At 72.9% G+C, this 11976-nt stretch carries 14 protein-coding genes; 11 read left to right on the plus strand and 3 right to left on the minus strand.

All coding sequences use genetic code 11. The features are described from left to right. Nucleotides 1-55: 55 nt before the first annotated feature. The 3 genes from AB0953_RS06070 to AB0953_RS06080 form a co-directional block, all read right to left on the minus strand. A complete protein-coding gene (locus tag AB0953_RS06070; RefSeq protein WP_366858221.1) occupies nt 56-1096 on the minus strand; it encodes a trypsin-like peptidase domain-containing protein in 1041 nt (346 codons plus the stop codon). 257 nt (nt 1097-1353) lie between these two features. Then, complete coding sequence (locus AB0953_RS06075; protein WP_366858222.1) at nt 1354-2376, minus strand: LacI family DNA-binding transcriptional regulator; 1023 nt, start codon at nt 2374-2376, stop codon at nt 1354-1356. A 24-nt stretch (nt 2377-2400) separates the two neighbouring features. Continuing rightward, nucleotides 2401-3207 carry a response regulator transcription factor gene (locus tag AB0953_RS06080; protein WP_366858223.1) on the minus strand — a complete coding sequence of 269 codons (807 nt, stop codon included), beginning with the start codon at nt 3205-3207 and terminating at the stop codon, nt 2401-2403. 456 nt (nt 3208-3663) lie between these two features. Between AB0953_RS06080 and AB0953_RS06085 the strand changes: the two genes are divergently transcribed. The 11 genes from AB0953_RS06085 to AB0953_RS06135 all read left to right on the plus strand — a co-directional run bounded on the left by AB0953_RS06085 (nt 3664) and on the right by AB0953_RS06135 (nt 11939). Next, the gene (locus tag AB0953_RS06085; protein WP_366858224.1) at nt 3664-3918 is read left to right on the plus strand and encodes a MoaD/ThiS family protein; all 255 of its coding nucleotides are present in this window, start codon (nt 3664-3666) and stop codon (nt 3916-3918) included. A gap of 10 nt (nt 3919-3928) precedes the next feature. After that, entirely contained in the window at nt 3929-5650 is a 1722-nt protein-coding gene (locus AB0953_RS06090) for a hypothetical protein (protein WP_366858225.1), read from the plus strand. A gap of 142 nt (nt 5651-5792) precedes the next feature. Further along, nucleotides 5793-6512 carry a DUF2993 domain-containing protein gene (locus AB0953_RS06095; protein ID WP_366858226.1) on the plus strand — a complete coding sequence of 240 codons (720 nt, stop codon included), beginning with the start codon at nt 5793-5795 and terminating at the stop codon, nt 6510-6512. Nucleotides 6513-6673: 161 nt separating this feature from the next. Next, a complete protein-coding gene (locus AB0953_RS06100) occupies nt 6674-6757 on the plus strand; it encodes a putative leader peptide (protein ID WP_350206375.1) in 84 nt (27 codons plus the stop codon). Between the two features lie 204 nt (nt 6758-6961). After that, complete coding sequence (locus AB0953_RS06105) at nt 6962-7807, plus strand: sulfurtransferase (protein WP_366858227.1); 846 nt, start codon at nt 6962-6964, stop codon at nt 7805-7807. A 57-nt stretch (nt 7808-7864) separates the two neighbouring features. Next, nucleotides 7865-8155 (plus strand): DUF1416 domain-containing protein, encoded by a 291-nt coding sequence (locus AB0953_RS06110; RefSeq protein ID WP_366858228.1) that lies wholly within the window; start codon nt 7865-7867, stop codon nt 8153-8155. Nucleotides 8156-8274: 119 nt separating this feature from the next. Continuing rightward, nucleotides 8275-8538, plus strand: coding sequence for a DUF3099 domain-containing protein (locus AB0953_RS06115; RefSeq protein ID WP_366858229.1), 264 nt, complete (start codon nt 8275-8277; stop codon nt 8536-8538). Between the two features lie 111 nt (nt 8539-8649). After that, a complete protein-coding gene (locus tag AB0953_RS06120) occupies nt 8650-9459 on the plus strand; it encodes a hypothetical protein (RefSeq protein ID WP_366858230.1) in 810 nt (269 codons plus the stop codon). Continuing rightward, nucleotides 9456-10229 carry a hypothetical protein gene (locus AB0953_RS06125; protein ID WP_366858231.1) on the plus strand — a complete coding sequence of 258 codons (774 nt, stop codon included), beginning with the start codon at nt 9456-9458 and terminating at the stop codon, nt 10227-10229. The genes AB0953_RS06120 and AB0953_RS06125 overlap by 4 nt, the downstream gene beginning before the upstream one ends. Further along, on the plus strand, nt 10226-11077 hold the full coding sequence (locus tag AB0953_RS06130; protein WP_366858232.1) for a hypothetical protein: 852 nt from the start codon (nt 10226-10228) through the stop codon (nt 11075-11077). Before AB0953_RS06125 ends, AB0953_RS06130 begins: the two co-directional genes overlap by 4 nt. A 289-nt stretch (nt 11078-11366) precedes the next feature. Further along, the gene (locus AB0953_RS06135; RefSeq protein WP_366858233.1) at nt 11367-11939 is read left to right on the plus strand and encodes an FABP family protein; all 573 of its coding nucleotides are present in this window, start codon (nt 11367-11369) and stop codon (nt 11937-11939) included. Nucleotides 11940-11976: the final 37 nt, after the last annotated feature.

An 11976-nucleotide genomic window follows, 5' to 3' on the forward strand; every position in this document is an offset into this window, starting at 1 on the left:
GGCTGCTCGTGGGTGCCTCCCAGCGTCGCAGATGGGGAGGGGAGCGGGGGCGTCGTCAGAACCGGTTCCCGAACCCGCTGTCGCCGCCGTCGCTGCCGCTGCCGCCCTTGCGCAGGGAGGGCAGGTCGGCCTTGACGGTGTTGACCGGGATGGCGAAGCCGAGGCCGACGCTGCCGGCGGAGCCGCTGTCGCCGGCGGGGGAGTAGATGGCGGACGGCATGCCGACGATCTCGCCGTTCATGTCGACCAGTGCGCCGCCGGAGTTGCCCGGGTTGAGGGAGGCGTCCGTCTGGATGGCCTTGTACGAGGTGGTGTCCGAGCCGGTGGTCCCGTTGAACTGGCGGCCGTCGTACGAGAACGGCCAGCCGCCGCCGCTGCGCTGGCGCTGCGGGGACTGCTGCTCGGACTTGGGGACGTTCACCTCGCGGTTCAGGGCCGAGACGATGCCGCTGGTGACGGTGCCGGTGAGGCGGTCGGGGGAGCCGATGGCGACCACCTGGTCGCCGACCTTCAGCCCGTCGGAGTTGCCGAGGACGGCGGGCTTGAGGCCGCTCGCGCCCTGGAGCTTGATGAGCGCGAGGTCCTTGTCGGGGTCGGTGCCGACGGTCTTGGCGCCGTACTTCTTCCCGTCGCTCATCGTCACCTGGATCTCGGAGGCGCCGCTGACGACGTGGTTGTTGGTGACGATCTCGCCGTCGGCGGTGATGACGACGCCCGAGCCGGTGCCCTGGCCGGAGCCGGTGCGGGTGTCGATGCGGACGACGGAGGGGCTGACCTGTTCGGCCACGCCGGCGACCGTGCCGGAGGTGGACCGGGAGACGTTGGTGCCGCTGATGCCGGCCGGGCCGGCGGCCGGGTCGGCCAGCAGCTGCTGGAGCGCTGCGGCGGTTCCGCCGCCGACGAGCGCGGCGGCGAGCGCGACGGCCGCGAGCAGGCCGACGGGGCGGCGGGTGCGGGCGGCGTGAGCGGGCCCGGCCGGGGCCTGCGGCGGGTGGGCCGGGGGCGGGGGGTAGGCCGACGCGTAGGCCGGCGGATAACCAGACGGGTCGTTCTCCTGCGGGTCGTGGTCGCCGTCGAGGCGGAAGCGGTCTGTCATGCCGCTCACTGTGTCCCCGGTTGATGAGAGCTTCGTGAGGACGACCTGAAAACCCCGACAGAACCGCGTATGCCCGAAATGAGCCCGCACCTGAGATCAAGCCCGCGCGGCGTTTGAGCGCACGGGGCCGGGGCGGAGCCCCGGGAAACGGCGAAAGGGCGGGGCGGGGAGAGGCTCCGCGCAGCGGCAGGGCAAGCGGCAAGCGGCAGCGCGGCGGCAGGCCGGCGGCCCCGGCGGGGCGGGGCGGCCGGGCCCGGTCAGGTGCAGCCGCAGGAGCGGCGGATCACCAGGGCCGACGGGAACTGCTTCAGGCGTTCGCGGCGGGAGCCCGCCACCCGGAGCCCGTCGTCCAGCACGAGGTCCACCGCCGCGCGGGCCATCGCCGGCCGGTCCGAGGCGACCGTCGTCAGCGGCGGGTCCGTCAGCGCGGCCTCCTTCACGTCGTCGAAGCCCGCGACCGCCAGGTCCCCCGGCACGTCGATGCGGAGCTCGCGGGCGGCGCGCAGGACGCCGATCGCCTGGTCGTCCGTCGCGCAGAAGATCGCCGGCGGCCGGTCCGGCCCCGCCAGCACCTCCAGGGCCACCCGGTACGCGTCGTAGCGGTTGTACGGGGCCTCGAAGAGGCGGCCCTCCACCGAGCGCCCCGACTCCAGCATGGCCCGGCGCCAGCCCTCGACGTGGTCGGCGACCGGGTCGCCGACGGACGGCGTGTTCTCGATGCCGCCGATGCAGGCGACGTACTCGTGCCCGTGCTCCAGCAGGTGCCGGGTGGCCAGCTGGGCGCCGCCGATGTCGTCCGTGACGACCGCGACGTCGTCGATCGCCTCCGGCCGCTCGTGCAACAGCACCACCCGCGCGTCCCACGCCTCGATCTCGGAGGCGGCCCGCTCGCTCATGCCCTGGCTGACCAGGATCAGCCCGGACACGCGCATGCCGAGGAAGGCGCGCAGGTAGTGGACCTCGCGCTCGTCCCGGTAGTCGGAGTTCCCGACGAGCACCATCTTTCCGCGCTCGGCGGCGGCCTGCTCGACCGCGTGCGCCATCTCCGCGAAGAACGGCTGGCGCGCGTCCGGGACGATCATGCCTATGAGGTCGGTACGCCGCGACGCCATCGCCTGGGCGACCCGGTCCGGGCGGTAGCCCAGCTCCTTGATCGCTGCGAGGACACGCTCGCGCGTGGCCGGGGCAACCGGCCGGGGTCCGTTGTTGATGACGTAGCTCACGACGGCGGTTGAAGTACCCGCAAGTCGCGCCACGTCATCCCGCGTCACCTTGGCCACGCTGCGGAGTCTACGCGGGGTGACCTACCTCTGGGCAGGGCGTCCTGCGGAGTGGACCGTCACACGCTCCTGCTCCATGTGGGCGACGGCCCCCGCGGCGCCCCCGGAAGCACCCTCCGGTGCTTCCTGCGCCGCGGCCTCCGCGGCGGCCCGCTCGACCTTCTCCGGGGTGACGAAGCGGTAGCCGACGTTGCGCACCGTACCGATCAGCGACTCGTGCTCGGGCCCGAGCTTGGCGCGCAGCCGCCGGACGTGCACGTCCACGGTCCGGGTGCCGCCGAAGTAGTCGTAGCCCCACACCTCCTGCAGGAGCTGGGCGCGGGTGAAGACCCGGCCCGGGTGCTGGGCGAGGTACTTCAGGAGCTCGAACTCCTTGAAGGTGAGGTCGAGCACCCGCCCCTTCAGCTTCGCCGAGTACGTGGCCTCGTCGACCGAGAGGTCGCCGTTGCGGATCTCCATGGGGGAGTCGTCGGAGCCGAGCTGCTGGCGGCCGGTGGCCAGCCGCAGCCGGGCCTCGACCTCGGCCGGGCCGGCGGTGTCGAGGAGGACGTCGTCGATGCCCCAGTCCGCGGTGACGGCCGCGAGGCCGCCCTCGGTGACGACGAGGATCAGCGGGCAGCCGGGCCCGGTGGAGCGCAGCAGCTGGCACAGCGAGCGCACCTGCGGCAGGTCCCGGCGGCCGTCGACGAGGATCACGTCCGCGCCCGGGGTCTCGACGAGGGCCGGGCCCTCGGCCGGGGCCACCCGTACGTTGTGCAGCAGCAGGCCGAGGGCCGGCAGCACTTCGGTGGACGGCTGGAGGGCGTTGGTCAGCAGCAGGAGAGAGCTCATGCCCGACCACCTGCCCGGGTCGGTCGGTGGTGCACGGTTCGCTGGTCCGTCACGTCGGTTCCTCCTCGGTCCCGTCGAGGACTTTCGCGGTACTGCTTCGTACGTGGTGCGCAGTGCGCGGCGGTCGTCCGGTCCCCGCGCCCTGGGGGCCGGCGGCTGCCGTTGTTCTCGGTCCGTTCAACGTGCTGAAAGCACAAAAGGACCCGGGGGCAACGTTGCCCGGATCCTCTCGCCAGCAGAATAGCCCACCTGCCGCCGGCAGGCCGAGGCTTCCACCTCCACCTCTTCTGTGGTTCACGCCACCCCTGTACCCAGCGTATGCCCCGGTTTCACCGGTTCGGCGGACCCGGGCAGGGATGCCCGGGCGCATACGGGGCGCGTGGAGGCGCACACGGCCCGCGGCCGGGAGGGGTCATCATGGAGGCCGACGGTAGAGAGCCGACGATAGGAGCTGCAGTGGCAACCGGAACCATCCGCTACTGGGCGGCGGCCAAGGCCGCGGCCCACACGGCGGAGGAGCCGTACTCGGCGCGGACACTGGCCGAGGCGCTCGACGCCGTGCGGGAACGCCACCCCGGGGAGCTGAGCCGGGTCCTGCTGCGCTGCTCCTTCCTCGTGAACGACGAGCCCGTGGGCAAGCGCCCGCACGATGCCGTCCTGCTGACCGAGGGGGGCACCGTCGAGGTGCTCCCGCCGTTCGCGGGCGGGTGAGCGGAGCACCGTGAGCACTCCCAGCACTCCCGGCAGCCCCGGCACTCCCGGCACTCCCGGCATGCCCGAGGAACAGCAGCCCCGGCGGTACGGGCCGCAGGATCCCGATCCGTACGGGACGCAGACCTGGCAGGCGGACACCTGGGACACCGGCTACCAGCCGGTCCACCAGCCGGTCCACCAGCCGGTCCAGCAGCCGGTCCAGCAGCCGGTCCAGCAGCCGCCCGGCGCGGTGTCCGGCCTGTCCGCGGCGCCCGAGGGGTGGTTCCGGGACGAGGCCCCGGCGCCAGCCCCGGCTCCTGGCCGCGGGCCGGCCGCGGCTGCGGAGTGGGCCGAGACCGCCTACCTGCCGCCGTACCCCGGGCCCGCCGACGCGCAGCCGCAGCACCAGCAGCAGCTGCACCGGCCCCCGCAGCAGTTCCCGGCGCCCGCCGCCCCCGCCGCCCCCGAGGGCTGGTTCCGCGACGAGGCCCCGGCGGCCCCGGCTCCGGCGGCCGCCCCGGTCCAGGACTGGGCCGCGCAGACGGCGTACCTCCCGCCGGTGCACGACGGCGGCCCGCTGGGCGCCGCCGAGACCGCGTACCTCCCGCCCGTGCAGCAGGCGCCCTCGAGCACCGCCGAGACCGCCTACCTCCCGCCCGTGCAGGAGAGCCCCCTCGACGCAGCCGAGACCGCCTATCTGCCGCCGGTCCCGCCGGCCGGCCCCGGCGGCCCCGGCGCGGCCCCCGACGGCTGGTTCCGCGACGAGGCACCGGCCGCCCCCGCTCCGGCTCCCGCCGCCCCCGCGCCCGACTGGGCCCAGGCCACCGCCTACCTGCCGCCGCAGGCCGCTCCCGAGGAAGTCCCGCACCCCGTGCAGACCCCGCACGCCCCGCACGCCCACCGGGCCGCCGCCTCCCCCGACCCCGCCGCGCAGCCGGTCCGCGAGGAGGCGCCCGAGTACTCGCCGCCCACCCTCGGCGGGAACACCATGCGCGCCGTCGACCCGGCCCAGGCCCGCGCCGAGGGCCGCTCGCCGATCATCGACCCGGGCCCGCAGTCGGCCATACTCACCGCCGTCCTCGGCCTGCTGCTCGCCGGCGCCGCGGCCGTCGCCGACCTCGCGCTGCTGGCGCCGCTGGTCGTCCTGCAGGGCCTCACCGCGGCCGGCTGGTTCCGGCTCAACGGCATGTGGCCCGCCCGCCAGGGCATCGCCCTCGCCTTCCTCGGCGCGCTCGTCGCCGACGCCGCCGTGTTCGCGGTGGACGAGCCGTACGGCCCCGGCGCGATCATCGGCACCCTCGGCGTGTGGGTGCTGCTCACGCTGGTGCTGCAGCTGCGCAGCCAGGCCGACCCGGACGAGCGGATGTACGGCCTGATGGCCTCCGTGGCCTCCGCCGCCCTCGCCATCGCCTGCGCCGGCTACCTCGCCGCGGACTCCGCAGCCGTCACCGTCGGAGCGGCCGCCGTCGCGGTCGCCGCGTTCGTGCGCGCCGTCCCGCTGCCGCCCGCGGCGTCGGTCGGCGTCTCGCTGGCCGCGGCCGCCGGAGCGGGCGTCGCGGTCGGCGGGCTGACCTCCGTCGGGATGGGCGGGGCGCTGCTCGGCCTGGCCGCCGGTGTGTGCGCACTGATCGGGCTGCGCGTGGCGGCGTACGACTATCCGTCGAAGTTCGTGCACATGACCGCCGGTGTGGCGCTGCCGCTGGCGGCCGCCGCTCCTGCCGTGTACCTGATCGGCCGGGTGGTGGGCTGACGGCCGCCGGGGGGCCAAGGGCCCCCGCGGGCGGCCCGGTTCGCGGCCCCGGCTCCCGCCCTGCGGCGGCGGACCATGGTCCACTAGGACGCACGTTCCGTCTATCAGGGGGGAGAGGCACGTGCGTTTCCTGCGCGCTGTCGTGATCATCGCAGTGGTGCTGGGCGGTCTGTTCGTGGCGGCCGACCGCTTCGCCGTCGGGTACGCGGAGGACCGGCTGGCCGACCGAATACGCGCCCGGCAGGGGCTGGCGGGTTCCGCGGAGGTCGACATCCACGGGTTCCCGTTCCTGACCCAGGCGCTCAGCCACGACCTCGACCGGGTCGACCTGAAGCTCAAGGGCGTGGACGTCGTCGCGGACGGCCGCAAGACGCGGCTGACGCAGCTCGACGCCACCTTCCGCGGGGTGAAGCTGAACGGGGACTACAGCGGCGGCACGGCCGAGCGCGCCGAGGGCTCCGCGCTCATCACGTACCCGGACCTGACCGAGGCCTCGCAGAGCGGGGCGAAGCTGACCTACGGCGGGGCGCCGGACAAGGTGAAGGTCACCGCCTCGGTGAACCTGCTGGGGCAGACCTTCACGCGCAGCGTGGTCTCCACCGTCACCCTCGTGGACGCGGGGGAGGGCCAGGGCGGCGCCGCGGGCAAGGGCGGCCGCGGCAAGATCGTGCGCGTGCGGGCGGACGCGGTGCCGGGCGAGGGCATCCCCGGGATCGAGGGCGCGGTCCGCAAGAAGACCGACTTCGACCGCCGGCTCGACGACGGCCTGCCGGTCGGGCTCCAGCTGACCGGACTGACCGCGGACGAGTCCGGCATCCACCTGAAGCTGAGCGGTACGGACCTGGCGCTGGCCGGATCGTGAGACGCCGCGGTCCGATCCGCAGAAGGGATGCCGCACGCCGGGCTCCGCGGGCCGTGCGGCGGCCGCCCGGGAGTCCTTCGATCCCAGAATCCGGACGATCCTGTCTCGGAATATGACACACCGGTGACAGGGCGGGCGGTTCGTCCCTACGATCCATGGCTATGAAGCATCAGCAGGCGGACCTCACGAAGCGACGGGCAGTAGACCTGTGTCGCGTCGCCGCCATGCTCTGTCGATCCATGTGACCTGAGAGCGCATCCGCTCCACCCGCCGGACGACCGTCCTTCCCGCGTGACCGCAGCACCGCCGCTCCCCCCTGCCCACTGACGCCTCCCCGCGCAGTGCGTCCGGGAGCGCGCCGGCCCCGCGGCACGCACCAGCAGCACCCGCAGGCGACTCCCGCGAGCGCCCGCACCGCCCCGCCGCACACTGCCCCGGAGGAGAAAACCATGAGCCGCAGCGACGTCCTCGTTGACGCCGACTGGGTCGAGGCCCACCTGAACGACGCCAACGTCGTCATCGTCGAGGTCGACGAGGACACGGCCGCGTACGACAAGAACCACATCGCGAACGCCGTCCGGATCGACTGGAAGAAGGACCTCCAGGACCCGGTGCGCCGCGACTTCGTCGACCAGGAGGGCTTCGAGAAGCTCCTGTCCGCCAAGGGCATCTCCAACGACGACACCGTCGTCCTCTACGGAGGCAACAACAACTGGTTCGCGTCCTACGCCTACTGGTACTTCAAGCTCTACGGCCACCAGGACGTCCGCCTCCTCGACGGCGGCCGCAAGAAGTGGGAGCTCGACTCCCGCGACCTGGTCGACGGCTCCGAGGTCCCCAACCGCCCGGCCACCCAGTACAAGGCCAAGCCGCAGGACACCTCGATCCGCGCCTTCCGCGACGACGTCGTGGCCGCCATCGGCGCCCAGAACCTGGTCGACGTCCGCTCGCCCGACGAGTTCTCGGGCAAGCTCCTCGCCCCGGCCCACCTGCCGCAGGAGCAGTCGCAGCGCCCCGGCCACGTGCCCAGCGCCCGCAACATCCCGTGGTCGAAGAACGCCAACGACGACGGCACCTTCAAGTCCGACGAGGAGCTCAAGGCCCTCTACGAGGACGAGCAGGTCGACCTGGCGAAGGACACGATCGCCTACTGCCGCATCGGCGAGCGCTCCGCGCTGACGTGGTTCGTGCTCCACGAGCTGCTGGGCCAGGAGAACGTCAAGAACTACGACGGCTCCTGGACCGAGTACGGCTCCCTGGTCGGCGTGCCGATCGAGCTGGGCGCCAACAAGTAATCCCGGGCACGCGACGCCCCGTAGGACGAGTACGACCTCTAGGACAGGACAGAGAACATGTGTGGAGCACAGATCGGCGGGCCCGACCTCTCGACGCTCAAGCCCGGTGAGACGGCCATCCAGGGCCAGGTGACCCGTGACGGCGAGCCCGTCAGCGGCTACGTGCGGCTGCTCGACTCGACCGGCGAGTTCACCGCCGAGGTCCCGACCTCGGCGACCGGTCAGTTCCGCTTCTACGCCGCGACCGGCTCGTGGACGCTGCGGGCGCTCGTCCCGGGCGGCCAGGCCGACCGCGCCGTGGTCGTCGCCGAGGCCGGCGGCGTGACGGACGTGGCGATCGCGGTCTGAGCCGACCGCGCGCACCGCGCACCGCGAACCGGCCGAAGGGCCGCACCCCCGGGGGTTGGACGCCACTGGAACGGGGTGCGGCCCTTCGCGCCGTCCGCCCGCGGCCCTACCCTGGAGGCATGTACGCCCGGCGGCGCCGCGCCTACTTCGTCCTCATGGGCGGATGCCTGTTCCTGTTCGTGTCCGCCTGGGCCTTCGTGCGGCTGTTCTCGGTCGAGGCGGCCGTGGCCCTGTGCGTCGTCGCCATGGTCATCCCGCCGGTCGCCGCGATGGTCGCGAACCGCCGCGGCCCGGACGACCGCTGGTGGGACGATCCGACGGGCGACCCGAAGTCCGACGAGTGGTGGGAAGAGCTCGACGGCAAACGCCGCCGCGAGGACTGATACCGGCCGTACCGAAACGTCATACGGTTCCGCACAACCGCTCCCCTCCGGTAGAGGTCAAGGCTGTGCACGGTGATCATCCGTGCCCGCAGCCCTGTGGGGGGACCTTTCTTGGAACACGAACAGACCACCGCCGGCCTGCGGGAAGACGCGGGCCCGGCCCCGGCCCACGCCCCGGACCCGGATCCGCCGCAGCCGGCCGCCCGCCGCCGCCCGGGCCGCCGCACCCTCGCCGTGATCGCGGCCGGAGCCGCCCTCGGCGTCCTCGCCGGCACCGCCACCGGCTACGCGATCCAGTACGGCCGCAAGCCGACACCCCTTCCGCCACTGGCCCAGCAGACGCTCGGCCGCCCAGCGCAGCCACCGGCGGACGAATCGACGAACCTGCGGTCCGTCAATGCGTACCGCTGGCACAAGGCGGACGAGGACCTGCCGAAGCTGCTCCTGACGGCACCCGCCGGCGCGAAGGTGGACTTCAACGGCTCGCAGCCGGTGGACGGCTTCGCCGCGGACTACTACGAGAAGCCGCAGTGGGGCGTGGGCCTCAGCATCCGCGACGGTGTCCGCAGGACAGCCACCGTGCGCTGGTCCGAGGCAGACCGCGATGTCGTGGAGATCCGGTTGCTGCAGTTCCACGAACGCGCCGGGGCCGTGAGATTCCAGAACTCCCACGACCACCTGTCCGGCAAGGAACGGGCCGGCAACCCCGGCAAGGACCTGCCCGGCGTCCCGTCCGCCTTCGGTCATCTCTGGGTCGACTCCGCAGCCCATGAGGTACCCGGCTACCACCCGGTCAAGGAAGCCCGTGTCCTTGTCCGCCGCGGCGACATCGTCGTGGACATCACGTGGGCCGACACCCGGGGCGACATCGACGAGAGCAAGGTCGTGGACCTGGCCAAGCGGCAGCTGGAGCGGCTGTGAACGAGCAGCAGGACGTCATCGCCGAAGTGAAGCGCAAGCCCGTGGCCCCGGTCGCGGTCATAGGGGCTCTCGCCGTGCTGGCAGGTGCCGGCTTCTGGGCATCGGCCAGGCTGGAGGCCGCCGACCGCACCGCCGAAACGCGGTACTGGGTGGCCGCCGGTCCCGCTCCCGCCGGCTCGCCCCAGCCGGCCCCCGGTCCGGCGCAGACCGATGCGCTCATGGGCAGGCTGCTGCCGCTGCCCGAGCGGTACAGGCTCGGCCCGGACCTCGGTTCCGAGGGCAACGATTTCGCCGTCGTCGGGGAGCGAGCGGTGCAGAGCTTCAAGGAGGTCCGCACCGGTCTGTCCGCAGCCGAGCGGGAGGAGCGGGACAAGGCGCTGGCGGGCGTGAAGCTCAAGGCTGCGGCCGGGCGGGGGTACGCGTCGGGAACCGGGCCCGGGTTCGACGCCGTCGCTGCCGAGATCCATCTCGTGCAGGCCGATCCCCAGGCGCCCGGGACGTTCGCCGAGTTCGGCAAGAAGCTGCTGGATCTCATGGGCGACGACCGGGGAGCACCGAAGATCGACGGTTTTCCGCAGGCCAAGTGCGTGCTGCGGTCCGAGGGCGACGAGCGGAGGGGGAAGATCGATTCCATCGAGTGCGCGGCCGTACAGGGAGACGTCCTGGTGAACTTCAGGATGTACGGATCGAAGGAGTTCTCGGCGACGGAGGCGGCAACCTTGTTTGAGCGGCAACTGAATCGCCTGAAGTCCGCGGGGGAGTCCGCATGAGCGCGCAGGACATCGACGTCCCCGTGTCCGGCGTCGAGCAGGCGGCCCCCGAGGACCGCCGTGTGCTGCGCGCCGCCCTCCGTTGGACCGCTGCCGTCCTCGTCTTCGCCGCGGCCGGCGCCGCCACTGCCTACGGGCTCACCCGAGCCGACCGCACGGACCTGCCCGGTCTCGCGACCAGGAACGACGGCCGCTGGGCGTACCCGAAGCTGGCCAAGCCCGCAGTGCCCGCCGGCGCGCCCGTGGGCACCGACCCGGTGAACCGCGAGCTGCGGCACTACGAGGCGCTGGCAGAGCTTCTGCTGCCCGCCCCCGCCGGAGCCCGGCCGGATGCGGCGTTCAAGGCGGACAAAGCGGCAGGGGTGACTCCCGAGGCTTTCCTGGACGAGTACGCGCCGGACGTTCGGGAGGCGATGAAGCAGAGCCTCGAGTGGGACGGGCTGCGGCAGATCGCCGGCCGCGGTTGGATCATGCCGGACGGCACCCGCACCCACATCTACCTGCTGAGATTCCATTCCTCGGGCTTCGTGGACACCTTCGGCGGCTGCAACGCGACGACACGGCTGGGTGGTGTCCCGGCCGTGGAGCTGGACCCGGCCTGGAGCGCGGTCAAGCTCAAGCAGCCGCCCACCGGAACCCCGCAGGGCATCGCCGGCAGCGGCACGCCGAGCAGCAGCACCATCAGCCTGTACCAGGAGGCCAAGCCCGTCGGCGGCGTAGCGCGGACCAGGCTCGGCTGCCTGCAGACGGGGGATGTGCAGGCCGTGATCGTCCAGGCCCGCGAGGGCGGTGCGGCCGTGACCGCGTTCCACCAGACGGCGATCCTGCAGAGCCAGCTGCTGGGCTGAGCGGGCGGGGGCGGCGGGGGGACGTGACGGGGTGCGGCCTACCTCACGGAGTGCGGCGGCCCCCAGGCCAGTAGGCTTGGGGACCGGCCGTACCCGCCAACCGAAACCCTCCGAGGAGCACCCCGTGCTTGAGGCAGTCTTCACCTCCCTGCTGGTCCTGGTCTGCGTCGGCGTCCTCGCCTTCACCGGCCTCGCCGTGAAGAAGCTGTACCAGGGCCAGCGCTGATCCCCCGATCGGCCGCCCCCGGACCCGCAAGCCCCCTCCCACAGATCGCCTGAGCAGCCATTCATGATCCAGATCCCGTCCGACCTGAACCCCGGTCTCGTCCCCCTCGCGTTCCTCCTCGGCACCTGGGAGGGCGCGGGCGTCTTCGACTTCCCCGGTGACGAGAAGTGCAACTTCGGCCAGGAAGTCGTCTTCAGCCACGACGGCCGGGACTTCCTGGAGTACACCTCCCGCACCTGGGTCCTCGACAGCGAGGGCAACAAGGTGCGGCCGCTGGAGTCCGAGTCCGGCTACTGGCGCATCGACAAGGACCGCAAGGTCGAGGTCGTGATGGTCCGCGACCAGGGCGTCATCGAGGTCTGGTACGGCGAGCTCGCCGACCAGAAGCCGCAGATCGACCTGGCCACCGACGCCGTCGCCCGCACGGCCGCCTCCGGCCCGTACAGCGGCGGCAAGCGCCTGTACGGCTACGTCAAGAGCGACCTGATGTGGGTCGGCGAGAAGGCCACGCCGGAGGTCGAGCTGCGCCCGTACATGTCGGCCCAGCTGAAGAAGGTCGTCACGCCCGAGGAGGTCGCCGAGATGGCGCGCAACCTCCCGGACATGCCGGACGACGGCATCGCCTTCTTCCGCTGATCGGGATCCGGTCGAAAGGGGACCTCGGGCCGGCCCG

Source organism: Streptomyces sp. NPDC046866 (assembly GCF_040704625.1).
GTDB lineage: Bacteria > Actinomycetota > Actinomycetes > Streptomycetales > Streptomycetaceae > Streptomyces.